The 23,552-nt window shown below is 70.5% G+C and carries 24 protein-coding genes; 9 read left to right on the top strand and 15 right to left on the bottom strand.

Annotation, left to right across the window (positions count from 1 at the left end; all coding sequences use genetic code 11):
- Positions 1-36 precede the first annotated feature (36 nt).
- The gene (locus tag ACIBK5_RS14800) at positions 37-852 is read left to right on the top strand and encodes an SAM-dependent methyltransferase (RefSeq protein WP_399019552.1); all 816 of its coding nucleotides are present in this window, start codon (positions 37-39) and stop codon (positions 850-852) included.
- 18 nt (positions 853-870) lie between these two features.
- Here the strand turns inward: ACIBK5_RS14800 and ACIBK5_RS14795 are convergent, their stop codons facing one another.
- The 5 genes from ACIBK5_RS14795 to ACIBK5_RS14775 form a co-directional block, all read right to left on the bottom strand.
- The gene (locus tag ACIBK5_RS14795; protein WP_399019550.1) at positions 871-1,779 is read right to left on the bottom strand and encodes a helix-turn-helix domain-containing protein; all 909 of its coding nucleotides are present in this window, start codon (positions 1,777-1,779) and stop codon (positions 871-873) included.
- Between the two features lie 92 nt (positions 1,780-1,871).
- On the bottom strand, positions 1,872-2,327 hold the full coding sequence (locus tag ACIBK5_RS14790; RefSeq protein ID WP_399019547.1) for a nuclear transport factor 2 family protein: 456 nt from the start codon (positions 2,325-2,327) through the stop codon (positions 1,872-1,874).
- Positions 2,328-2,369: 42 nt separating this feature from the next.
- On the bottom strand, positions 2,370-3,410 hold the full coding sequence (locus ACIBK5_RS14785; RefSeq protein WP_399019545.1) for an MBL fold metallo-hydrolase: 1,041 nt from the start codon (positions 3,408-3,410) through the stop codon (positions 2,370-2,372).
- A gap of 365 nt (positions 3,411-3,775) precedes the next feature.
- Entirely contained in the window at positions 3,776-4,348 is a 573-nt protein-coding gene (locus ACIBK5_RS14780; RefSeq protein ID WP_399019543.1) for a hypothetical protein, read from the bottom strand.
- Positions 4,349-4,579: 231 nt separating this feature from the next.
- On the bottom strand, positions 4,580-5,131 hold the full coding sequence (locus ACIBK5_RS14775) for a hypothetical protein (protein ID WP_399020012.1): 552 nt from the start codon (positions 5,129-5,131) through the stop codon (positions 4,580-4,582).
- A gap of 325 nt (positions 5,132-5,456) precedes the next feature.
- Between ACIBK5_RS14775 and ACIBK5_RS14770 the strand changes: the two genes are divergently transcribed.
- The 3 genes from ACIBK5_RS14770 to ACIBK5_RS14760 all read left to right on the top strand — a co-directional run bounded on the left by ACIBK5_RS14770 (position 5,457) and on the right by ACIBK5_RS14760 (position 8,032).
- Positions 5,457-6,179, top strand: coding sequence for a hypothetical protein (locus ACIBK5_RS14770; RefSeq protein WP_399019541.1), 723 nt, complete (start codon positions 5,457-5,459; stop codon positions 6,177-6,179).
- A gap of 165 nt (positions 6,180-6,344) precedes the next feature.
- Positions 6,345-7,796, top strand: coding sequence for an aldehyde dehydrogenase (locus tag ACIBK5_RS14765; RefSeq protein WP_399019540.1), 1,452 nt, complete (start codon positions 6,345-6,347; stop codon positions 7,794-7,796).
- Between the two features lie 2 nt (positions 7,797-7,798).
- Positions 7,799-8,032: a ferredoxin gene (locus tag ACIBK5_RS14760; RefSeq protein ID WP_184592076.1), complete on the top strand. Its 234-nt coding sequence runs from the start codon at positions 7,799-7,801 to the stop codon at positions 8,030-8,032.
- A 297-nt stretch (positions 8,033-8,329) separates the two neighbouring features.
- Here the strand turns inward: ACIBK5_RS14760 and ACIBK5_RS14755 are convergent, their stop codons facing one another.
- Positions 8,330-9,043 carry a TetR family transcriptional regulator gene (locus tag ACIBK5_RS14755; protein WP_399019538.1) on the bottom strand — a complete coding sequence of 238 codons (714 nt, stop codon included), beginning with the start codon at positions 9,041-9,043 and terminating at the stop codon, positions 8,330-8,332.
- Between the two features lie 159 nt (positions 9,044-9,202).
- Between ACIBK5_RS14755 and ACIBK5_RS14750 the strand changes: the two genes are divergently transcribed.
- From ACIBK5_RS14750 to ACIBK5_RS14740, 3 genes are read left to right on the top strand one after another with little or no spacing between them, the layout of a single operon-like run.
- Positions 9,203-10,705 (top strand): glycosyltransferase family 4 protein, encoded by a 1,503-nt coding sequence (locus ACIBK5_RS14750; protein WP_399019537.1) that lies wholly within the window; start codon positions 9,203-9,205, stop codon positions 10,703-10,705.
- The gene (locus tag ACIBK5_RS14745; RefSeq protein ID WP_399019535.1) at positions 10,699-11,433 is read left to right on the top strand and encodes a class I SAM-dependent methyltransferase; all 735 of its coding nucleotides are present in this window, start codon (positions 10,699-10,701) and stop codon (positions 11,431-11,433) included. The genes ACIBK5_RS14750 and ACIBK5_RS14745 overlap by 7 nt, the downstream gene beginning before the upstream one ends.
- On the top strand, positions 11,430-12,500 hold the full coding sequence (locus ACIBK5_RS14740; RefSeq protein ID WP_399019533.1) for a prenyltransferase: 1,071 nt from the start codon (positions 11,430-11,432) through the stop codon (positions 12,498-12,500). Before ACIBK5_RS14745 ends, ACIBK5_RS14740 begins: the two co-directional genes overlap by 4 nt.
- A 98-nt stretch (positions 12,501-12,598) precedes the next feature.
- Here the strand turns inward: ACIBK5_RS14740 and ACIBK5_RS14735 are convergent, their stop codons facing one another.
- From ACIBK5_RS14735 to ACIBK5_RS14705, 7 genes are all read right to left on the bottom strand, one after another.
- A complete protein-coding gene (locus ACIBK5_RS14735; protein ID WP_003989869.1) occupies positions 12,599-12,892 on the bottom strand; it encodes a hypothetical protein in 294 nt (97 codons plus the stop codon).
- 46 nt (positions 12,893-12,938) lie between these two features.
- Positions 12,939-13,949 carry an LLM class F420-dependent oxidoreductase gene (locus ACIBK5_RS14730; RefSeq protein WP_399019531.1) on the bottom strand — a complete coding sequence of 337 codons (1,011 nt, stop codon included), beginning with the start codon at positions 13,947-13,949 and terminating at the stop codon, positions 12,939-12,941.
- 97 nt (positions 13,950-14,046) lie between these two features.
- Positions 14,047-14,907, bottom strand: a complete 861-nt coding sequence (locus ACIBK5_RS14725) for a hypothetical protein (RefSeq protein ID WP_399019529.1) — start codon at positions 14,905-14,907, stop codon at positions 14,047-14,049.
- 158 nt (positions 14,908-15,065) lie between these two features.
- Complete coding sequence (locus ACIBK5_RS14720; protein WP_399019527.1) at positions 15,066-16,028, bottom strand: N-acetylmuramoyl-L-alanine amidase; 963 nt, start codon at positions 16,026-16,028, stop codon at positions 15,066-15,068.
- 63 nt (positions 16,029-16,091) lie between these two features.
- Positions 16,092-16,385: a hypothetical protein gene (locus tag ACIBK5_RS14715; RefSeq protein ID WP_399019525.1), complete on the bottom strand. Its 294-nt coding sequence runs from the start codon at positions 16,383-16,385 to the stop codon at positions 16,092-16,094.
- A gap of 127 nt (positions 16,386-16,512) precedes the next feature.
- On the bottom strand, positions 16,513-17,166 hold the full coding sequence (locus ACIBK5_RS14710) for a class I SAM-dependent methyltransferase (RefSeq protein ID WP_399019523.1): 654 nt from the start codon (positions 17,164-17,166) through the stop codon (positions 16,513-16,515).
- A gap of 91 nt (positions 17,167-17,257) precedes the next feature.
- On the bottom strand, positions 17,258-18,997 hold the full coding sequence (locus ACIBK5_RS14705) for an MFS transporter (protein ID WP_399019521.1): 1,740 nt from the start codon (positions 18,995-18,997) through the stop codon (positions 17,258-17,260).
- 205 nt (positions 18,998-19,202) lie between these two features.
- Between ACIBK5_RS14705 and ACIBK5_RS14700 the strand changes: the two genes are divergently transcribed.
- Together ACIBK5_RS14700 and ACIBK5_RS14695 are read left to right on the top strand one after the other, a co-directional pair.
- Positions 19,203-20,633: an MFS transporter gene (locus tag ACIBK5_RS14700; protein WP_399019519.1), complete on the top strand. Its 1,431-nt coding sequence runs from the start codon at positions 19,203-19,205 to the stop codon at positions 20,631-20,633.
- Positions 20,634-20,921: 288 nt separating this feature from the next.
- Positions 20,922-21,704, top strand: coding sequence for a class I SAM-dependent methyltransferase (locus ACIBK5_RS14695; protein WP_399019517.1), 783 nt, complete (start codon positions 20,922-20,924; stop codon positions 21,702-21,704).
- On the opposite strand, the gene ACIBK5_RS14690 is transcribed toward ACIBK5_RS14695, so the two are convergent.
- Together ACIBK5_RS14690 and ACIBK5_RS14685 are read right to left on the bottom strand one after the other, a co-directional pair.
- On the bottom strand, positions 21,672-22,289 hold the full coding sequence (locus ACIBK5_RS14690) for a response regulator (RefSeq protein WP_399019515.1): 618 nt from the start codon (positions 22,287-22,289) through the stop codon (positions 21,672-21,674). The two genes, ACIBK5_RS14695 and ACIBK5_RS14690, sit on opposite strands and share 33 nt — an antisense overlap.
- Entirely contained in the window at positions 22,286-23,509 is a 1,224-nt protein-coding gene (locus tag ACIBK5_RS14685; RefSeq protein WP_399019514.1) for a hypothetical protein, read from the bottom strand. Before ACIBK5_RS14685 ends, ACIBK5_RS14690 begins: the two co-directional genes overlap by 4 nt.
- Positions 23,510-23,552 lie beyond the last annotated feature (43 nt).

Raw genomic sequence — 23,552 nt, 5'->3', positions numbered from 1 at the left:
TAACGTGAAGCTCCACGACCACACGCAGGAGCGTCCATGACTGAGCAGGTGGAGAACTCCGAGCAGGAGCCGCTCTCCAAGATCGACACCTCGGTTCCGCACTCGGCGCGGATCTGGAACTACTGGCTGGGCGGGAAGGACAACTACGAAGTCGACCGTGTGGCCGGTGACGCCTTCCGCGAGATCTTCCCCGGGATCGAGACCGGGGCGCGCGCCGCCCGCTACTTCCTCGCCCGCGCCGTTCGCCATCTCGCCGCTGAAGAGGGCATCCGCCAGTTCCTGGACATCGGCACCGGGCTGCCCAACGTGGACAACACCCACCAGATCGCCCAGCGGGTGGCCCCGGAGAGCCGGATCGTCTACGTCGACAACGACCCGCTGGTGCTGGCCCACGCCCGCGCGTTGCTCACCAGCACACCGGAAGGCGTCACCAACTACGTCGACGCCGACCTGCGCAAGCCGAGCACGATCGTCCGGGAAGCCGGCAAGACGCTGGACTTCGACCAGCCCGTCGCGCTCATGCTGATGGGCATCCTCGGCCACATCGAGGACCACGACGAGGCGCGCGAGATCGTGCGGCAGCTGGTGGACGCGCTGCCTTCCGGCAGCTATCTGGTGCAGTACGACTCCACCGACACCAGCGAGGACTACCTCCGGGCCATCGGGCAGTACAACGACGGCGGCTCGATCCCGTACATCCTGCGCAGCCCCGAGCAGATCGCCCGCTACTTCGACGGTTTGGAGCTGCTGGAGCCGGGCGTCACGTCCTGCTCGCGCTGGCGTCCCGACGCCGAGGCCCTGGGCCTGCCGGCGGAGGTGCACCAGTACGGCGGTGTCGCCCTCAAGCGCTGAACCCCGGACAGGCCTCGCTCAGGTCTCCTGGAGTATGCGGTGCAGGATGGTCGGAGTCTCGTCCGGTGACTCGGCTTCGACCACCAGCCGGTTCATGGCGTCCCAGTAGCGCTCGATGTCGGCCGCCTTGTCGGGATAGAGCGCGGTGGTGAGCTGCTCCAGGTAGACCACGTCGGGCAACTGGCCACCGGGCAGCCGCAGAATGGTGACCGGACCGCCCTCCGCGGCATGGCCGCCGGAGAGGAACGGCAGGATCTGGACGGTGACCTGCGGAAGCCGGCAGACCTCGATGAGATGCCTGAGCTGGGCACGCATCACCTCCGGCCCGCCCACCGGGCGCCGCAGCGCCGCCTCGTCGATCACGGCCCAGAGCTGGGCCGCGCCCGGCTGCCGGTGCAGGATCCGCTGCCGGGTCATCCGCAGCGCCACCCGGCGGTCGATCTCCCGCGCCTCGGCGTCGGTGTGGGCGAGCCGGACGGCGGCACGCGCGTAGTCGGGGGTCTGGAGCAGTTCGGGGACGCGCTGTATCTGGAAGCAGCGGATGACGCTCGCGGCTTGCTCGGCACCGAGGTAGCTCTGCGTCCAGGAGGGCACCACGTCGCTGTAGTACTGCCACCAGGCGTGGGTGTTGGCCTGTTCGGCCAGCGCCAGCAAGGTCGCGCGTTCGGCCTCGTCCGTGACGCCGTAGTGCGTGAGCAGGTCGGCGACGTCGCGCAGTTTGAACCCGTGGCGGCCCGCCTCCATGCGGCTGATCTTGGAGGGCGAGGCACGGATGACGTCCCCCGCCTCCGCCCTGCCGATGCCTCGCGCGTCCCGCAGCCTGCGCAGCCGGGCGCCCAGCGCCAGCCGGGGGACCATGGGCCCGGCGGATCTCCCGTCCAGGACTCCGCTGAAGGGCGACGTTCGAGCGGCCTCATCGGTGCCCATGGGCATATCTCCTTGCGGTGGTACGCAACGCCGCACGCGTGGGGGCGACACGGCTCGTTCATCCTAGAGGCCCTGCCCTGACCCCATCCCGCTTATGCCGAAGGCGAGTTCGTCCGCGGTGTGGGACCGCCGAAGGGCAGGTGAAGACTCCGGGAAGCGAGCAGCCAGGGTCCGTCGGTCCGCCGGAACTCGTCCTCGTAGTGCCCGACCTGGACCGGCGGCCCGGCCGGGACCGTACCGCCGTCGTAGCCGTCGACGCGGTACGTGGTGAAGTAGGAGATCGCCCTGGCGGTGTCGGGGGACTCCACGGTGACCAGGACGTTGGACATCATGCGGCGGGAGAGCCGGTCGGCGGGGCGGGAGCCGAAGTACGTGCGCAGGGCGTCGCGCCCCCTGACCAGCCGCCCGTCCTGCGGCCACTGCCAGACGCCGTCCTCGGTGAACAACTCGGCCACGGAGGAGGGGTCGCCCAGGTCGAGCCGGTGGACGAAGCCGAGGATCAGACGCTCGCAGGCGCGTTCGGCGAGGAGGCGCTCGATGGGGTCCATGGGCTTGGTTCTAGCACCCTGCCCGGATGCTCTCGCAGGCGCCTACACGGCCACGTATGTCACCGGCTCGCTCCCCGGTACCGCTTCCGCCCGGCCCAGTTTGACCAGGCGGCGCAGATGGGCCTCGGCCTCGGAGACCGCGATGTTGCGGGAGCCGTACGGGATCTGGTCCCAGGGGCGGTTCCACTCCATGCGTTCGGCGAGCTGCCAGGGCGTGAGGGGCTCGGCGAGGAGGGCTTGCAGGGCGGTGAGGCGGGCCTCGTGGTGGTCGAGCAGTTCGCGTACGCGGGCGGCGGCGTCCGGGAAGGGGTGCTGGTGGGCCGGGAGCACCTCGGCGGGGGCGAGACGGCCCACGCGTTCGAGGCTGTCGAGGTAGTCGCCGAGAGGGTCGGTCACGGTGGCGTCGTCGGGATCCTCGTAGAGGCCGATGTGCGGGGTGATCCCGGGCAGCAGGTGGTCGCCGGAGAACAGGCGGCCGTGGCCCGGGAGTTGTGCGGGATGGGACTCCTCCAGGTGGAGGCAGACGTGGCCGGGCGTGTGCCCAGGGGTCCAGATCGCGCGCAGGCGGCGGCCGGCGAGGTCGAGGAGTTCGCCCGGGACGATGTCGCGGTCGGGCAGGGCGGGGGAGAGGCCGGGCACGGCGCGGGGCCGGGGCGTGCGGAGTGGGGCGATGTGCTCCTCCGGGGCTCCGGCGGCGGTGAGCTTGGCCGTCATGTACGAGAACCAGCGCTCGGGCCGGGCCTCCCGGGTCCGTCGTACGACCGCGGTGTCCGCCGCGTGCATCGCGATCCACGCGCCCGACGCCTCGCGGACCCGGCCGGACAGGCCGTGGTGGTCCGGGTGGTGGTGGGTGATGACCACGCCGTGGATCTCGGCCACGGAGGTGCCGCACGCCGTGAGCCCGTCCGCGAGGGTGTCCCAGGACTCCGGGTCGTCCCAGCCGGTGTCGACGAGCACCGGCCCGCGGTCGGTGTCGACGACGTACACCAGCGTGTGCCCGAGCGGGTTGTCCGGGATGGGCACCCGGAGAGACCGGACACCTCCACCATGGTCGTGCACGGGCCCGCTCCGGCTGCTCTTCATCTGCCCTCCGACCCCGCGCCCCGCGCCCCATGGCCATGGCCCACTATAACTAGAACTGGTTACAAAGGTCGCCCAAGTCGACTGATTCTATGAGGCGTTGGACTGACCTGCGCTGATGTGCGCGCTACCGGTCCTCGCTGGTCGACGTCGGTCACTGCCGGACGGCCCAGAGGTGGCCCAGCGATTGGAGCGGTGCTCCTGTCGTCCTGCCTCGCCACCGTGCCAGGCTTGACTGGGCGGGTGGACGTAGAGACGCAACTTCACAGCCTCATGCATTCCCTGTCACGAGAAAGCGGCGTCTTCGGTCGCGTGGTCGTTGTAGCCGGCGCCGCTGCTCGATAGCCGACGCCACACGCTCCGCCATCTTACTTACATCTAGGAGATTTGCTGATTTTGGCACCTGCGGCGGAGAGCTCGTAGAGATACCCTTTCTCCGCATCAGGTGTGTGCCAAGCCATGGGCATACCATTCCTCTCTGCCCAACTCCAGAAGTTTCCGCTCATCTCCTCCGACCGGCGAAATGCATTTACTCCCTGAGACAGCCACGGCCGGTTGGCGCGATCCTTGAAATACGCACCCTGGCCGCGCGGGGAGGCGTTGCCGGGAAGAACGTAGGTATACCTGGAATCATTCCCCTTCCAGTCGGCCGGACTGGAGAAGGTAACTCGACTGCATGCAGGAAGAAGGAACTTCTCGGACCACATGACGACCGACATGTCAGGCCGTTTCGTGTACCAGAAGGAAAAAACTACGACATCGCTCAACGGAAATGGATTCGGATTGTCAAGCGTTACGGTGTTATCCGCAGCTGGTATGAATTCCACCCTCTGCGCAAAGTCGGACGCGGCAGATTCCTCCTTCCTGGCATCCTTCTCTTGCTGGTCGTTGTAGGTGGCTACTGCCACGTACGACGTGGCCACCGCGGTGAAGAAGGTCATCAACGCCGCCAGACCGGCGAAGAAAGTCCCCCAAGCGGATAATCCCGAATGGCGGACCTCTGTTTCGTTATCGCCCGCAGATGAAGGAGTACCTCTCCCGGACTGCCGGGAACTCTGGGATACCCCTGAGGTTGAATTCGCTGTCATTGGCCCCCCTTTGAGGGGGGTCTATACCCACGCTTGCAGGCTTCAATGCAGTCTGAGGACATTCGGCTGTCGACTGGTCGTGGGTCAGTGCAGGCCTGTCGCCCATGCCGTGAGTGCGGCGAAGTCGCTGCTGGTAAGGCCGTATCGGGGGTCGACCCGGTGGAGTAGGGCGGGGCCGTTGTGATGCCCGTTGACCCAAGCGCGATCCGCCTCGGTGATCTCGTCATCGATCCAGGCGAACGCACGACCATTCGCCCACGTGACAATCTCTGGCGTCTTCCAGAACACACCGTTCCCGGGCTCGGCGCGCGGTGCGGGCCAGGCGATGAAGGGCAGCTCGGGCAGTCCCAGGACTGGTGCGACGAAAGCGTTGGCTTCGTCCTCCCACGTTGTCGCCCACACCAGGTCGAAGGGGAGTGCCTCCAGTGTCGGGCCGTGAGTCGGGTTGAGCCACACCCGCAGCGGCTTTACGGGTTTGTTCGGCAGCCCGAACTCAGCCAGTCGGCGCCGCTCGGCGGCCTCCCAGCGAGGTGTCAGAAGCCGGTGTGTCTGATAGCCCTCGGGCCGTCGATGCGCCTTCGCGGCATACGGGTTCAGCGGTCCGTCCACATCCACCAACAGCAATGGGCGCACCAGTCCACCCCTCTCCGTTCCGCATCGCACGGTACCGGCCGACGACGAGACGGTTCAACGAAATCGGCAGGTGACGGTCTACGCAGGTGCGGATCTCCGAGGCGGTGGGACGATCTCGCTGTGACCGCAGTGATCAGGGCGTCGGAGTCGTCTTGGACTGCACCGTGAGGGAGTCGAGGTGCGGTGAGGGAGAAGGAGCACAACCGCTCCCATAGGCTTGCCGGCTTCAGCCATCAGGCCACGACCTCGACAGACAGTCCGTCGCAGCGCCCCTTCAGGACAGACCTGTTCGGGCCGCTGTATGGACACGCGTGAAGGAGACAGTCGCGTGAACACCCTCTCGGTAGCGCTGGTTTCGGCGTTGACCACAGGCGCCATCTCTCTGGGGCTCGTGTGGCTGACCAGCCATCAGCAACGGCGCGACAACAAACGCGCTCAACGCGAGACTCAGAACGTCTCCCACCTCAACCCCCTCAGATGGCACGCTGCTGAAGCACACCACCGGCTCTCCCTCTACGCCACCTCTGTCGATCGACATGGCTGTTACCGGCCGGCTCAGGTTCTCAACGAACCGCGGGAGATCGACGACAAGAGCGCCAGTTGGTTCGCCGGAACCGGAGTTCCGCTGATCTCCAGCGTCTGGATGACCTCCTGCTTGTTCGCCCAGATGACTCGCACCCGTCACGACATACCGTTCCTGCGCTTGCCGGGGAAGGACGACACAAGGCTGTCCGCCCTGATGTTGAAGGTCCATGTGGCTTTCGCCGCCTGTGATGTCTACTACGCGACACAGTCCAGCATCGGCGTCGACGTCATCCTTGAACCCGAAGGGCGACTCAGGAGCTACAGGGAATTCTGCGAACTCCTTTCGCAGCCGGATCGGCGTGTATGGGCAGACCCCCTCATCTGGTTCCACCTCGCTGTCGCCAACGGTGAGCGGCGCCAGAACCTCCAGCGTGCCTTGGACGCTCTCCAGGAACTGTCCGGGTTTCTCGACGACATCCTCGCCGGCGGCGCGTCATTGCAGGCGCGCTGGGACGCGGAGCTCTAGAACGGGCCGCAACGGCCGGTCGCGATCTGGGGCGCACGGAAGAAGGTCACCGGGAAACCGCAGGTCAGAGGCATTCTCGTCCTGTCCGTGGACTACTTCAACTAGAACTGGTATCAGTTCTGAAGCACCGTCAGGAACGGGCGCCGTCCCCGGGAGGCATGTGCCATGACCGAGCTCGTGGAACACGGACAGCTGTTCATCGGCGGGGAGTTGACCGACCCCCTGGGCCAGGACGTCATCGAGGTGATCTCGCCGCACACGGAAGAGGTCATCGGGCGCGTCCCGCACGCCTCGACCGCGGATGTGGACCGGGCCGTGGGGGTGGCGCGGCGGGCGTTCGACGAGGGGCCCTGGCCGCGTATGAGCCTCGACGAGCGGATCGAGGTCGTGAGCCGGATCAAGGACGGGATCGTCGCCCGGCACGAGGAGATCGCCCGCGTGATCTCCGGCCAGAACGGCTCGCCGTACTCCTGGAGCGTCCTCGCCCAGGCCTTCGGCGCGGTGATGGTCTGGGACTCGGCGATCACCGTCGCGCGGAACTTCACCTACGAGGAGTCCCGGGACGGCGTGCTCGGCCGCATTCTCGTGCGGCGCGAACCCGTCGGGGTCGTGGCCGCCGTCGTGCCCTGGAACGTCCCGCAGTTCGTCGCCGCCGCCAAGCTCGCCCCCGCGCTGCTCACCGGCTGCACGGCCGTCCTCAAGCCCTCCCCCGAGTCGCCGCTCGACGCGTATCTGCTCGGCGAGATCGCCCGCGAGGCCGGGCTGCCCGAGGGTGTGCTGTCGATCCTGCCCGCCGACCGCGAGGTGAGCGAGTACCTGGTCGGGCACCCCGGCATCGACAAGGTGTCCTTCACCGGGTCGGTCGCAGCAGGGAAGCGTGTGATGGAGGTGGCGGCCCGCAACCTCACCCGTGTGACGCTCGAACTGGGCGGCAAGTCGGCCGCCGTCGTCCTGCCCGACGCGGACGTCGAGACGGCCGTCGCGGGCATCGCCCCCGCCGCCTGGATGAACAACGGCCAGGCCTGCGTCGCCCAGACCCGCATCCTGCTCCCGCGCTCCCGCTACGACGAGTTCGCCGACGCCCTCGCCGCGGCGGCCGGCGCGCTCGTGGTCGGCGACCCGCTGGACCCCGCCACCCAGGTGGGCCCGCTCGTCGCCAGGCGGCAGCAGCAGCGCAACCTCGACTACATCCGCATCGGGCAGGAGGAGGGCGCGAAGATCCTCACCGGCGGCGGGCGCCCGGCCGGCCTGGACCGCGGCTGGTACGTCGAGCCGACCCTCTTCGGCGACGTCGACAACTCCATGCGCATCGCCCGCGAGGAGATCTTCGGCCCGGTCATCTGCCTGCTGCCCTACGACGACGAGTCCGACGCCGTGAAGATCGCCAACGACTCCGACTACGGGCTGAGCGGCAGCGTCTGGACCGGGGACGTCGAGCACGGCATCGACATCGCCCGGCGGGTCCGCACGGGCACGTACTCGGTCAACACCTTCAGCCTGGACATGCTGGGCCCCTTCGGCGGCTACAAGAACTCGGGCCTGGGGCGGGAGTTCGGGCCCGAGGGGTACGGGGAGTACCTGGAGCACAAGATGATCCATCTCCCGGCGGAAGCGTAGAGATGGGCGACCGCTGGCACGTCGAGGTCGACCGCTCCCTGTGCATCGGCAGTGCCCAGTGCGTGCACCACGCCCCGGACGGCTTCCGCCTGGACCCGGCCCGCCAGTCCCATCCGGTCGCCCCGGACACGGACGCGAACGAACGGGTCCTGGAGGCGGCGGAGAGCTGCCCGGTGGAGGCGATCGTGATCACGCTGGGAGGTGGTGGCGAAGCGGTGTTCCCGCCGGAGGAATAGCGCCCGAAGAGCGCCGCGAAGAGCGATCGAACAACGCCCGAAAAATCATGCTTCCAGGGGGTTCATTCCTGGTTGGGTGTTCTATTCTGGAAGTCGGCCTACGAGGCGAGTGAGGGAGTCCGACCGGAGTAGCCGACAGTGGCAGGAAGCCAGGACGATTGGGTTTCCGCCGTTGCCGACTGCGACGGTAGGGCTGAGAGGCCGGATGGAAGCAAGGCCGAGAGGCCGGGCGACCGGAAGGCGACCCCCAGTACCTGATCCGGACCATGCCGGCGAAGGGAACCCGTCTCGTAGGTCCTAGTTCTGCCCTTCCGGCCCCTGCCCCTCCGGTTTCGTCAGGGTGATCAGCCGGCACACCGTCTCGATGTCGATCCGTACCTGGGCGATCGAGGCGCGGCCCGACAGCCAGGTGATCAGCGCCGAGTGCCAGGTGTGCTCGATGACCCGGACCGCCGAGAGCTGCTCCGGCGTCGGGTCCTCGAGGCCCATCGCGTCCAGGATGATCGCCGTCGTCTGCCGCGACACCTGGTCGACCTCCGGGCTCACGCTGCGGTCGGCGAAGGTGAGGGCCCGGACCATCGCGTCGGCCAGGTGGGGCTCGCGCTGCAGGGCGCGGAAGGCCCGCATCAGCGTCTCCGCGACCCGCTCGGCCGCCGACTCGCCCTGCGGCGGCTTCTTCCGCAGCGTGCCGTGCATGTGCTCCAACTGGTCCTGCATCGTGGCGACCAGCAGATGGATCTTGGAGGGGAAGTAGCGGTAGAGGGTGCCGAGCGCCACCTGTGAGGACTCCGCGACCTCGCGCATCTGCACGGCGTCGAAACCGCCCCGGCTGGCCAGTTGCGCGCTGGCGTGCAGGATGCGGCGACGGCGGGCCTCCTGTCGCTCCGTGAGGGGAGGGGAGGCGGGGGCTGCGGCTCTGGCTTCCACCTTGGCCACTGTGTTCACCTTGGCTTCCGCGGGGCTGGGGTCCCGTTCCGTGACGGTCCGTGAGGGCAAGTGATCAGACAGCATGGCACGGGGTCGGCCGTGGCGTGAATCACCTGATCCACTGCTCACAGCGCCGCTACCTGCCGGTAGATTCAGAGCCTCCGAACGATCAAGTCTGTAACTTGTTCTAGATTAGCGTCCCGGCGTAATCTCGCGGGACAGTGCAGGGAGAAGGGGGCCAGAGTGACCGCTGAGGCCAGGGAGGCCGGGCCCTCGGAGGACCCCGCCGCCGACGGCTTGCGACCGCTCCGCATCGCGCTCCTCACCTATAAAGGGAACCCGTTCTGCGGCGGCCAGGGTGTCTACGTCCGGCACCTCTCGCGCGAACTGTCCCGCCTCGGCCACCGCATCGAGGTCATCGGTGCCCAGCCCTACCCCGTCCTGGACGAGGGCCCCGACGGCCAGAGCCTCACCGAGCTGCCCAGCCTCGACCTCTACCGCCAGCCGGATCCTTTCCGCACCCCGGGGCGCGACGAGTACCGCGACTGGATCGACGCGCTCGAAGTGGCGACCATGTGGACCGGCGGCTTCCCCGAGCCCCTGACCTTCTCGCTGCGCGCCCGCCGCCATCTGCGGGCCCGCCGGGGCGAGTTCGACGTCGTCCACGACAACCAGACGCTCGGGTACGGGCTGTTGGGAGACGTGGGCGCGCCCCTGGTGACCACGATCCACCACCCCATCACCGTAGACCGGCAGCTGGAGCTGGACGCGGCGGACGGCTGGAAGCGGCGCCTGTCGGTGCGCCGCTGGTACGCCTTCACCCGTATGCAGAAGCGCGTCGCCCGCCGGCTCCCCTCCGTGCTCACCGTCTCCGGCACGTCGCGGCAGGAGATCGTCGACCACCTCGGTGTACGCCAGGACCGGATCCACGTGGTCCACATCGGCGCCGACACCGACCTGTTCTCGCCGGATCCCTCGGTGCCCGTCGTACCGGGCCGGATCGTCACGACGTCCAGCGCGGACGTGCCGCTGAAGGGCCTGGTCCATCTGGTCGAGGCGCTCGCCAAGGTGCGCACGGAGCACCCCGGCGCGCACCTCGTCGTCGTCGGCAAGCGGCCCACGGAGGGGTCCGTCGCCCAGGCGATGGAACGGTACGGCCTCGCCGACGCCGTCGAGTTCGTCAAGGGCATCTCCGACGCCGAACTCGTCGACCTGGTGCGCTCGGCGCAGGTCGCCTGCGTGCCCTCGCTGTACGAGGGCTTCTCGCTCCCGGCCGCGGAGGCCATGGCGACGGGCACGCCCCTGCTCGCCACGACCGGCGGCGCCATACCCGAGGTCGCGGGCCGTGACGGGGAGACGTGCCTGGCGGTACCGCCCGGGGACGCGGGGGCCCTGGCCGCCGGTCTGGGCCGGCTGCTGGGCGACGCCGAGCTGCGGGCACGGCTCGGCGCGGCCGGGCGTGAACGGGTGCTGCGGCACTTCACCTGGGCCCGGGCGGCGGAAGGGACGGTGACCCGGTACCGCGAGGCGATCGACCGGGCCGGTCGCGCGACAGGACGCTCCGGGCCGGTGGCTTCCGGCGGCTCCACGACGAGCACGCCCCTGGCTCCCGCCCGCTCCGCCGTCTCGGCGGCAGCAGGGCCGACCGGTTCGGCTGGTGCCGGCTCCGCGGCTCCCGAGGGTGCCGGCTCCGCGGCCCCCACAGATGTACAAGGCGTCAACTCCGAAAGCAGGGCCACGTGCTGACCGTCGACTTCTCCCGGTTCCCGCTCGCCCCGGGCGACCGCGTCCTGGACCTCGGCTGTGGTGCCGGCCGGCACGCGTTCGAGTGCTACCGGCGCGGCGCGCAGGTCGTGGCGCTGGACCAGAACGCCGAGGAGATCCGCGAGGTCGCCAAGTGGTTCGCGGCGATGAAGGAGGCCGGCGAGGCCCCCGAGGGCGCCACCGCCACGGCCATGGAGGGCGACGCCCTGGCGCTGCCCTTCCCCGACGAGTCCTTCGACGTCGTCATCATCTCCGAGGTCATGGAGCACATCCCGGACGACAAGGGCGTCCTCGCGGAGATGGTGCGGGTGCTCAAGCCCGGCGGCCGCATAGCCATCACGGTCCCGCGCTACGGCCCCGAGAAGGTCTGCTGGACCCTGTCCGACGCCTACCACGAGGTCGAGGGCGGCCACATCCGCATCTACAAGGCCGACGAACTCCTGGCGCGCATCCGCGAGGCCGGCCTCAAGCCCTACGGCACCCACCACGCGCACGCGCTGCACTCGCCCTACTGGTGGCTGAAGTGCGCCTTCGGCGTCGACAACGACAAGGCGCTGCCGGTGCGGGCGTACCACAAGCTCCTCGTCTGGGACATCATGAAGAAGCCGCTGGCCACCCGGGTCGCCGAGCAGGCGCTGAACCCGCTGATCGGCAAGAGCTTCGTGGCGTACGCGACCAAGCCGCATCTCCCCCGGGTGGACGCCAAGTGACGACCCCCCGGACAGAACACCTCGTCCTGCCCGGGGTCCTCACCGCCGGGCAGGCCGCCGCGACCGTCGCCGGCATCCTCGCCGTACAGCGCGGGGACGGTGCGATCCCGTGGTTCCGGGGGCACCACCTCGACCCGTGGGACCACGTCGAGGCGGCCATGGCCCTCGACACGGCCGGCGAACACGAGGCCGCCGAGCGGGCCTACGTGTGGCTGGCCCGGCACCAGAACGAGGACGGCTCCTGGTACGCGGCCTACGCCGACGGAGAGGCCGGCGACGTCACCGACCGGGGCCGGGAGACCAACTTCGTCGCCTATATCGCCGTGGGCGTCTGGCACCACTACCTCTCCACCGGCGACGACACGTTCCTGGAGCGGATGTGGCCGGCGGTGTGCGCGGCGGTGGAGTTCGTGCTGCGCCTTCAGCAGCCGGGCGGGCAGATCGGCTGGCGCCGCGACGACGACGGCACGGACACGGCGGACGCCCTGCTGACGGGCAGCTCCTCGATCCACCACGCGCTGCGGTGCGCGCTGGCGATCGCCGAGCAGCGGGAAGAGGCGCAACCGGACTGGGAGTTGGCGGCGGGTGCCCTGCGGCACGCGATACGGCGGCATCCGGAGCGGTTCCTCGACAAGAACCGGTACTCGATGGACTGGTACTACCCGGTGCTGGGCGGTGCGCTGACCGGGGCCGAGGCCAAGGCTCGTATCGAGGAGGACTGGGAACGGTTCGTCGTCCCGGGGCTCGGGGTGCGGTGCGTCGTGCCCAACCCGTGGGTGACGGGTGGGGAGTCGGCCGAACTCGCCCTCGCGCTGTGGGCGATGGGCGAGTCCGACCGGGCGCTGGAGGTGCTGCAGTCGATCCAGCATCTGCGTGACGCCGAGAGCGGGCTGTACTGGACCGGGTATGTGTTTGACGACGACGCGATCTGGCCGCGGGAGTTGACCACGTGGACCGCGGGGTCGTTGTTGCTGGCCGTGGCCGCGTTGGGTGGGCATGAGGCCACGTGCCAGGTGTTCGCTGGGGATGAGTTGCCCAGTGGGCTGGACTCGGACTGCTGCGCCTGAGAGCTCGACTGGTTGTTGCTTTGTGGCGGGGCGCGGGTTGTGTGTGGTTGATCGCGCAGTTCCCCGCGCCCCTGAGGGCGAGCCCCTTATGGCGTTTTTCAGTGGCGGTGGGCCCTGTTGGCGATCGCGTGGCCCACGAACAGGTAGACCACCGCTGCCAGGCCGTAGCCGCAGACCACTCGGGCCCAGGCCTCGTCGAAGGTGAAGAGGTCGTGGGACCAGCCTGCGAGCCAGCGGGCCGCGTCGTGGATGAACTGGACGAAGCTGTTCGCCTGGTTGGCGTCCAGCAGGTACATCAGGATCCACAGACCCAGGATGAGAGCCATGATGTCGGCCACGACCGCGACGATCGTGCCGGCCTGATTCGCACCGTTGCGATATCGAGGGGACATGTCCTCCGTGTTGCCCTTGAACTCTGGATGAAACCCAGGGATTCGCTCAGGCGTTCAACTCGGCGAGTACGCGCAGCGTGTGGCGGTCGGGGCTGAGCACCAGCAGGTCCGTCACCGGGCCCTTGCGCCACGACTCCAGTCGCTCCGCGATCCGTTCGCGCGGGCCGACCAGGGAGATCTCGTCGGCGAAGGCGTCGGGGACGGCGCGGACGGCCTCCTCGCGACGGCCGGAGAGGAACAGGTCCTGGATGCGGCGGGCGTCGTCCTCGTAGCCCATGCGGGCCATCAGGTCGGCGTGGAAGTTGCGGGCCGCGTGTCCCATGCCGCCGATGTAGAAGCCGAGCATCATCTTGACGGGCAGCAGGCCCTCGGCGACGTCGTCGCAGACCCGGACCTGGGCCATCGGCGCGACCAGGAAACCCTCGGGCAGCTCGGCCAGGGCCGGGCCGTACACCTCCGGCCGGGTCGGCGACCAGTACAGCGGCAGCCAGCCGTCGGCGATCCGGGTCGTCTGGGCGACGTTCTTCGGACCTTCCGCCCCGAGCAGGACCGGCAGGTCGGCGCGGAGCGGATGGGTGATCGGCTTGAGGGGCTTGCCCAGGCCCGTGGCGTCCGGGCCCCGGAACGGGTGGGAGTGGAAGCGGCCCGCCAGTTCGACGGGGGCCTCGCGGCGGAGCACCTGCCGTACGACGTCGACGTACTCGCGGGTGGCGGTGAGCGGGGACTTCGGGAACGGTCGGCCGTACCAGCCCTCGACCACCTGCGGCCCGGAAAGCCCGAGGCCCAGCATCATGCGGCCGCCGGAGAGATGGTCGAGGGTGAGCGCCTGCATGGCGGTGGTGGTCGGCGGACGGGCCGCCATCTGGGCAACCGCCGTACCCAGCTTGACGGTGGAGGTGTGGGCGGCGATCCAGGCGAGCGGCGTGAACGCGTCCGAGCCCCAGGACTCCGCCGTCCACACGGAGTGGTAGCCCAGCCGTTCGGCCTCCTGGGCCAGCGGTATGTGGTCGGGGGAGGGGCCGCGGCCCCAGTAGCCGAGTGCGAGACCGAGCCGCATACCTGCCTCCTGACGGTGTGTCAGCCGACTGGGGCGACGACTGTACGGCAACGGCCCCCCGCCCGGAAGGGCGAGGGGCCGTGAAGGGGGCGTGGGCTCAGCCGCGCTGGATGCCCGAGGTGTCCTGGAGGACGCCGCGGCGGCCGTCCTGCGTCTGCGCGACCAGGGCCGGGCCGCGCTGCTCGACGGCCAGGTACCAGGTACCCGGGGCGAGTTCGGCGATCGGCGTCGGCGAACCGTCCTCGGCGAACAGCGGACGCGGCACCGGCACCGCGAACCAGAACGGCGAGAAGTCCCCGGCCGGGGCCTGCGGCGCCTGCGCCTGCTGCGGCTGCGGCTGACCACCGAACGGCTGCCCCGGCTGACCGGGCTGACCGGGCTGGCCCGGCTGACCGGGCTGCGGGTGACCGTAGCCGCCGGGCTGCTGGGCGCCCGGGTAGCCGTAGCCACCGGGGGGCTGGGCGCCGTAGGGCTGCGGGGCCGCCGGGCGGGGTGCCGGGAGGAGGGCGCCCTTGAGGGCCGGGACGAGGGGGGTGGCGATCGCGGCGCCGGCCATGAGCAGTGTCGCGACGAGGGCGAGGATCAGTCCGATGCCGGGAGTCGGGAGGTTGTCGCCCGGGTTGTCACCGATGTTGTCGAAGCCGCCCGGCACGTCGACGATGTTGCCGAGCGCGCTCCACGCGGCGAACACCGTGAAAGCGGCGCCGAACTGGCCGAGGTCGAGACCGGCGACCTTCGGGACCTGCGGCAGGCCCCGGGCCACGACGACGAGCGCGGCGCCGATGATCCCGGCCAGCACGACACTGAACACGACCGGGCCGCTGCCCCACAGCATGGGGAGGGCGAGTTCGTCGGGGGCATTCTCGAAGGAGTACAGGTCGAGGAACGACGCGATGAAGAGCAACACCGCTGCTCCGAGCACCACGCCATCGCCTCGAGTGAGGGAGCGGATATTCACTTCAGGTCCTTCGTAGGTCGTCTCATCGTCGGTAGAGGCGTCGCTGTCACCATGTCGCCGTCAGGCCCCTGTGTGAAGCGCGGGGGTGGCCCCTCATCGTAGGGATGACACTATCGTCCGCCCTGTCAGGGTGTCCGCCCGGATCCGCCCGTCGAGAGCTACCCGTGCAGGAAACTCACGATTCCCTCAGAGATCCCTTGCGCCGCTTTCTGCCGCCATGCGCCGCTGGTCAGTGATGCCGCGTCCTTGCTATCGCGCATGTTGCCGCACTCGATGAACACCTTCGGAACCGTTGACAGATTGAGACCGCCCAGGTCCTTACGCGTGACGAGACCGGAGCCGTCGCCGATGTAGTTGGACGGCGCGCTGCCGGTGACGGCCACGAAGCGGCCCGCGACGCGCTCGCCGAGGTCGCGGGAGGGGGCGACGATCGCGCGGGTGTCGGCGGCGCCCGAGTTGACCGCGCCGGGCAGGATGACGTGGAAGCCGCGATTGCCGGTGCCCGAGCCGTCCGCGTGGATCGAGACCACGGCGTCGGCCTTCGCCTCGTTGCCGATCCGCGCCCGCTCGTCCACGCACGGGCCGTACGGCCGGTCGCCGTCCTGCGTCAGCTTCACCGTGGCGCCCTGCTCCTCGAGGAGCGCCCGCATCCGGTGTGCGACGTCCAGGGTGAACTTGGCCTCGGTGTAACCGTCGTTGGTGGACGTACCCGTGGTGTCGCACTCCTTCCAGTTCGTCCCGATGTTCACCTTGCGGTTGATCTCGGACGGGTGCTGGAAGTTGTCCGGGTTGTGGCCGGGGTCGATGACGACGACCTTGCCCTTGAGGGGACCGGAGGCGCCGGCCGGTGCGGAGGCCGAGGGCGCGGCGGGCGTGGGGTCGGCGCCCGGCTTCTTGCCGTCGTCGGTGGCGTCGTCGGCGGGCGGGCTCGACGCGGCGGGCGGGGAGGACCGTACGGTCGCCTGTCCCGAGCCGCCGTCGTCGCCCGAGCCGCCCACGGTCTCGTACAGCAGCCAGCCGAGCAGTGCCCCCGGCACCAGCGCGGCGAGCGCGACGGTCAGAGGGCCGCGGCGGGGGCGGCGGGGCTGGGGTGGTTCGAAGTCCGGGCCTACGTACGACACGTCCCTCACCCTAGCGGCCGTCCCGGGGCGGACGCGGGCCGAGGAGGGCCGGGCGGGTGGCGGCTACCCCTCGTTCCCGTCCGGGTCCTCGCGCCGTACCGCCTCCTTCACCTCCGCCTCGATCTCCTGGCGCGGGGTGTCCTCCTGCTTCGCGTACGCGGTCACCGCCGCCTGGACGTCACGGGCGAGGTCGCGCCAGGCCCGCCAGGCGGTCTCCCAGGTCGTGGTCTGCTGGCCGCTCCACTTGGTCTGGGTGGGCGGACCGTAGGCGTCCCGCAGTTTCCGCATACGGGCGTGCGCCTCGTCCGCCGCGCGCTGCTTCTCCACGAGCTCTGCGAATGCGATGGTGTGTGCCACGCGGCCGGATCCTCGGACAGCGACCGCTCCCCACCGACACGCCACGCCGCCCGTGGGCCGACCGGGAGAGGGAGCAGGGGGCGCGGTTCACCCGGCCAGCCGCGCGGCTGCCGAGCCGCGCTCGCCTTCAGATGCCCGGTCCCGTGCGCCGCAGCACGCGCAGGGAGTTCGTCGCCGAGGTCTCGGTGAACGCGCCGGAGGCGAGGGCGCGCAGGTAGACGCGGTACGGGGCCTGGCCGGTGAACTCGTCCTGGGGGTTCGGGAAGACGTCGTGGATGACGAGCAGGCCGCCCTCCGCGATGTGCGGTGCCCAGCCCTCGTAGTCGGCGGTGGCGTGCTCGTCGGTGTGGCCGCCGTCGATGAAGACCAGGGCCAGGGGAGTGCGCCAGAACCCGGCGATCTGCGGGGAGCGGCCGACCAGGGCCACCACGTGGTCCTCCAGGCCCGCCCTGCGCAGGGTGCGGCGGAACGTGGGCAGCGTGTCCATCAGGCCGATCTCGGGGTCGACCGTCTCGGGGTCGTGGTACTCCCAGCCCGGCTGCTGCTCCTCGCTGCCGCGGTGGTGGTCGACGGTCAGCGCGACGGCCCCCGCCTCACGGGCCGCGTCGGCGAGCAGGATCGTGGACCGGCCGCAGTAGGTCCCGACCTCCAGCAGCGGCAGCCCCAGCCGCCCGGCCTCCACCGCCGCCGCGTACAGGGCCAGCCCCTCGTCCACGGGCATGAACCCCTTCGCCGCCTCGAACGCGGCCAGGATCTCGGGCTTCGGGGCCGCGGGCGGCATGGGGTTCCTTCCGGTCGTACGACTGTGTGGGCGCCCCATGCTGCCGTACCCCCTGCCGGCGGGCGACAGGGGGTACCGAGCAGTAACGGAATCAGGCGGGGACCGCCGCGCCCGGCAGGGGCAGGTCCAGGTCGACCGGGCGGTCGTCGCCCGTGTGGGTCGCCGCCGAGGCGAGCGGGGCATGGCCCGGGGCCCGGGCGGCGACGACGTAGGAGCCCCGGTCGGGGACGGCGAGCGCGTAGCTGCCGTCCTCGGCGGAGAGGGTCGCGCCGGCCTGGCGGCCCCGCCGGTCGATCAGCGTGACCTTGGCCCGGGCGACCGGGGCGCCGTCCGCGCCCAGGACCCGGCCGCGGAAGCCGCGCAGGACCGCTTCGGCGTGCTCCAGGTTGGCGTCCTCCTCGCTGCTGGCCCGCAGCTGCGGGTGGGCGGCCGGGCGGCGGCCGGGCAGGAAGAGGGCGAAGAGCAGGCCCACGGCGACCGCGGCGGTCGCGATCAGGAAGGAGACCCGGAAGCCTTGCATCGTCGGGATCGCGACCCCGCCGACGTCGTTCGCGGTGTTGGCCAGCACCATGCCGATCACGGCGCTCGACACCGACGTGCCGATGGACCGCATCAGGGTGTTGAGGCCGTTGGCCGCACCCGTCTCCGAGGCCGGGACCGCGCCGACGATCAGCGCGGGCAGCGAGGAGTAGGCGAGGCCGATGCCCGCGCCCAGCAGGACCGCGATGACCAGGCTCTGCCAGGCGGCGCTCATCAGACCGAGGCCGGCGCCGTAGCCGATCGCGATGATCAGCAGGCCGAGGATCAGGGTGACCTTGGGGCCGTACTTCGCGGACAGCCGGGCGTAGACGGGCGCCGTGAACATCATCGTCAGGCCCAGCGGCGCGACGAGCAGCCCCGCCACGACCATCGACTGGCCGAGCCCGTAGCCGGTGGACTTGGGCAGCTGGAGCAGCTGCGGCAGGACCAGGGAGACGACGTAGAAGGAGACGCCGACCATGATCGAGGCGAGGTTGGTGAAGAGGACGGCCGGGCGGGCCGTGGTGCGCAGGTCCACCAGCGGGGCCTTGAGGCGCAGTTCCATCACGCCCCACAGGAGCAGGACGACCGCGGCGGCGCCGAACAGACCGAGCGTGGTGCCGGAGGTCCAGCCCCAGTCGCTGCCCTTGGTGATCGGCAGCAGGAACAGCACGAGACCGGCGGACAGACCGAGCGCGCCCAGCAGGTCGAATGAGCCCTCGGCACGCATCGGGGACTCCGGTACGACGAGGAGGGTCAGGACGATGGAGAGCACACCGAGGCCGGCGGCGCCGTAGAAGAGGGCGTGCCAGTCGGCGTGCTGGGCGACCAGGGCGGCGGCGGGCAGGGCGAGGCCGCCGCCCACGCCTATGGAGGAGCTCATCAGGGCCATCGCCGAGCCGAGCCGTTCCCGGGGCAGCATGTCGCGCATCAGGCCGATGCCGAGCGGGATCGCGCCCATCGCGAAGCCCTGGAGGGTACGGCCCGTGATCATGAGCAGCAGATCGCTGGTGAGCGCGCTGAGCAGCGCGCCGACGACCATGACGGCGAGGCTGAGGATCAGCATGCGCCGCTTGCCGTAGAGGTCGCCGAGGCGGCCCATGATCGGGGTGGCCACCGCACCCGAGAGAAGGGTCGAGGTCAGGACCCAGGTCGCGTTGCCGGGGTCGGTGTCCAGCAGTTGCGGCAGATCCTTGATGACCGGGACGAGCAGGGTCTGCATCACCGCGACAACGATGCCCGCGAAGGCGAGCACCGGGACCACGGGCCCGCTCGCTCTGCCGGCGGGACGGTCTGTCGTCGTCTGCGTCATTGAGAGGGGCCTCCAGGCCGGGAAGGTGTGCGGGAGCTACGGATCATGGGGTTACGTGGTGACTGAACTCGTATGTGCAGGCAACTATTCCGTTGCTTTGGCACTCTAACGAATTCTTGACCTTCTCTTGGGGAGGGGGCCTAGGTCCGGCCCCGCCGGGCCTAGGCCGAAATCCCGATGCCAGGAGCATGGAGTGGTTGAGAGCATGACACCCATGCTTGAAGCCGCCGAAAGGACCCGAACACCCCGCCGTACCGCGTCGCCCCCCACCTGGCTCGTGGTGGCGCTCACCTGTGCCGGGCAGTTCCTCGTCGTGCTGGACGTGTCCGTCGTCAATGTGGCGCTGCCCTCGATGCGGACCGGGCTCGGGCTGAGCGAGCAGGGCCTGCAATGGGTGGTGAACGCCTACACCATCGCCTTCGCCGGGTTCATGCTGCTCGGCGGGCGGGCCGGAGACCTCTACGGACGCAAGCGGATGTTCCTCGTCGGGCTCGGTGTGTTCACCCTGGCCTCGGTGGCGGGCGGACTGGCGCAGGACGACTGGCAGTTGCTGGTCGCACGGGCCGTACAAGGGCTGGGCGCGGCGGTGCTGGCGCCCTCGACGCTGACCATCCTCACCTCGTCGGTGCCGGAGGGTCCGGCCCGGGCCCGGGCGATAGGGACCTGGACGGCGGTCGGGGGCGCCGGCGGCGCGGCGGGCGGTCTGGCCGGCGGGCTCCTGGTGGAGGCGCTGTCCTGGCGGTGGGTGCTGCTGATCAACGTGCCCGTGGGTGTCGTGGTGCTCTGCGCCGCCGCCTGGTTCCTCGTCGAGGGCCGGGCCGGGGACCGGCGGCGGCTCGACCTGCCGGGCGCGCTGCTCGTGACGACCGGCCTCGGCACGCTCGCCTACGGCATCTCCCAGACGGAGGCGGAGGGCTGGACGGCGGCGGCCACGCTGCTGCCGCTGCTCGCCGGGCTCGTGCTGCTCGCCCTGTTCCTCGCGGTCGAGGCCCGCACCGCGAGCCCGCTGATGCCGCTCGGGCTGCTGCGCCTGCGGTCGGTGGCGTCGGCGAACGTCTCGATGTTCCTGTGCGGCTTCGCGATGTTCTGCATGTGGTTCTTCATGACCCTGTACGCGCAGAACGTCCTGGGCTACACACCCCTGGAGGCCGGACTGGCCCTGGCCCCCAGCTCCCTGGCCGTCGTCCTCGGCTCCAAGCTCGCGCCCCGGCTGATGCGGGCGGCCGGCCCGCGCACCGTGGCGGTGCTGGGCACCCTGGTCGCCGTGGCCGGCTTCGCCTGGCAGTCCAGGATGACCGCCGAGGGCTCCTACGTGACGGCGATCCTCGTCCCCGGCGTCCTCATGATGCTCGGCGCGGGCCTCGCGTCGACACCGCTCGCCTCCCTGGCCACCTCCGGCGCCGCCCCCGGCGAGGCCGGCCTGGTCTCCGGCCTCGTCAACACCTCCCGCACGATGGGCGGTTCACTCGGCCTGGCCGTCCTGTCCACCCTCGCGGCGGCCCGGACAGCGGGCAGCGGGACACCGGCGGCGCTGACGGAGGGCTACGCGCTGGCCTTCCGGGTGGGGACCGGGGTGCTGATCGCGGGCGTCCTGCTGATGTGGGTCTGGCTGCCGCGGATGCCGCGGGAGCGGTAGGGCCGCCGGCCCCTGCCGATGCGGAAATCAGCGCGCGTCGCGTGGGGAAATCAGTGTGCGTCGCGTGCGGAAATCAGCGTGCGTCGCACCGGCCGGGGAGGGGGCGTCATGGCCCTGGGACGGCGTGCCGCCGGTGTTTCGGGCCGGGGGTGATGCGGTGTGTCGGCGAGGGGCGTCCCGGTGGCACGGTGGGCCGCGGAGGGCGGTTCACCGATGCCCAACAACCCGCTCTGACCTGGGGCTTCGCCGGATCCCTGCGTAGGGTTGGCGGATGCGGAAGGGGGCCGGATGGACCGGAGCATGCGCACCGTCGACGACGTACTCGCCCTGCTCGACGGGCTGTTCGCACCCGAGACCGATCGGTGGACGGGCCGGGGTGCCGACTGGTGGGACGGGTTCTACGCCGACCGTTCCCGGCCGGTGCCGTTCTTCGTGGCGAAGCCGGACGAGAATCTGGTGAGTTGGGCGGAACGGGGGTTGATCAGCGGCGGCCGCGCGCTGGAGCTCGGGTGCGGTCCGGGGCGCAACGCGCTGTATCTGGCGGCCCAGGGGTTCGAGGTGGACGCGGTCGACCTGGCTCCGGCGGCCGTCGACTGGGCCCGGGAGCGAGCCCGGGAGGCCGGGGTGGAGGGCGTGCGGTTCCACCGCGGTGACGCGTTCGCCCTCGCCGGTACGGAACTCACCGGGCCGTACGACCTCGTCTACGACTCCGGTTGCTTCCACCATCTGCCTCCGCACCGGCGGATCAGCTATCTGGCACTGCTGGAGGACGTCCTGGCCCCCGGGGGCCTGTTCGGCCTCACATGCTTCGCCGCCGGTGCCGGGGGGATGGGGTCGGAGCTGTCCGACGCCGACTTCTACCGGGACGCGGCCGGACTGCGGGGCGGGCTCGCGTACACGCCCGAGTCGTTGCGGGGGATCTTCTCCGGGCTCACCGAGGTCGAACTGCGGCGGATGCGGGACGAGCCGGAGGAGTCGGGGTGCTTCGGGAAGGGGTTCCTGTGGACGGCCCTGTTCGGCGGGGCGGGGGCGCGGGGCTCAGAGCCAGCCCTGGCTGCGGGCCTCGCGTAGGGCCTCCGTGCGGTTGCGGGTGCCTGTCTTGCCGATGGCGGAGGAGAGGTAGTTGCGGACGGTGGACTCCGAGAGATGGAGCCGCGCGGCGATGTCGGCGACGGTCGCGCCGTCCGCCGAGGCCTTGAGGGTGTCGCACTCGCGGCCGGTCAGGGGGTTGGGGCCGGCGCTGAGCGCGGCGGTGGCGAGGGCCGGGTCCACCACGGTCTCGCCGGCCAGGACACGGCGGATGGCGGCGGCCAGCTCCTCCACCGGGCCGTCCTTCACCAGGAAGCCGGTGGCTCCCGCCTCCATCGCCCGGCGCAGATAGCCGGGGCGGCCGAACGTGGTGAGGATCAGCACCCGGCAGTCCGGGACCCGGGCCCGCAGGTCGCCGGCGGCGTCCAGACCGCTCCTGCCCGGGAGTTCGATGTCGAGGAGGGCGACGTCGGGGCGGTGGGCGAGCGCCGCGTCCAGGATCGCGTCACCGGCCGCCACCTGGGCGACGACCTCGATGTCGTCCTCCATGCCGAGCAGCAGCGCGAGCGCGCCGCGCATCATGCCCTGGTCCTCCGCGAGCAGCACACGGATGGTTCTGTCGGTCACGCGCCCAGGGTAGGCCGGGGCGAGTCGAGCAGCGAGGCCAGCGTTTCGGTGAAGGCCTTCGCCGAGTGGTCGGCGTGTGCGCGTATGCGGGTCGCGACGGCGTCGGCTCCGCCGCCCTCCACGAGTTGCACGATCCGGTCGACGCTCTGTCCGTGGGGTTCCTGCGTGGACAGGTAGAAGTCCGTCGCGTCGTACGCCATGTGGAAGACGTGCTTCTTCACATCGCTCAGCGTCAGGTAGTCGTCGTGGGTCTTCGGGGTCGGCTCGGGCGCGCCGACACAGACCGCCGGGGTGCCGGCGCCCCAGGCGTTGACCGCCAGGTGATAGGTGTCCGTGATGACCAGCCGGTAGCGGGGCAGGACCCCCACCAGGTCGCCGATGGTGTGGTCGCCCGGGCGGGCCGCGATGTGGCCGACCGGAGCGGGGACGTCCCGGTCGAACCAGGGCAGCCACTCCAGGGGCGCGCCCAGGCGGTCGGACAGGTCCTGGCAGACGGCGGGCAGCCACGCCGGGACGGGCGTCCTGGCGCCGAGGAACACACCGATCGCGCCGCCCTTCGGGAGGGAACGGGACCAGTCCGTGGCCGGGAGGTGGTCGAGGTCGCCCGGGCGGGACAGCAGCGCCGCGTCCGAACCGAAGTAGTCGGTCGTACGGTCCCCGCGCAGGTGCGCGATCTTCGCGGCCGAGAGCGGGTCGCGCACCCAGGTGCGGTGGTTGCGCGTCACCAGGCGTGCGAACAGGGGGCCGTATTCCTTGTCCTCGTAGTCGGACTGCGTGTTGTGCAGGATGGTCCCGCCGTAGCTGAGGGTCCGGGTGAGGAGTTCGTCGGGCTGGTCCGCGAACAGCAGGGTCCGGTTCAGCAGGTTTCGGGCGGCGTCCCGGTCCGCGGCGATGCCGAAGTCGAGCAGACGGTTCGTCGCGTCCTGCGCCAGATAGTGCCGGGTGTGCAGGAAGTCGCCCCAGAAGACGACCGCGTCGTGGTCGCGGAGCGTGTCCAGGTGCTCGGCCAGCGGAAGGAAGCGGAACGGGAAGCCGGTGCCTCGCGCGCACTCGCGCAGCGGCACGGTCTCAGGTGTGTGCAGGGTGAACCAGGTGGCGTCGATCTGATCGCCCCCGGCGGTCATCCGCCTCCGCAGGGACTCGAACGCCAAGTCGACGGTCAGCATGCCCGTGTTGCGGTACCCGATGTTCGGCGCGGTGATGACGGCGACGCGTCCCATGTGCTCCATTCCCCCAGCCGTTGCCAACGCCGTCGAGGTACGG

This window comes from Streptomyces sp. NPDC050546 (assembly GCF_044457425.1).
Taxonomy (GTDB): Bacteria; Actinomycetota; Actinomycetes; order Streptomycetales; family Streptomycetaceae; genus Streptomyces.
Note: the sequence above shows the minus strand (reverse complement) of the source record. Positions and strands in the feature narration are given on the sequence as shown.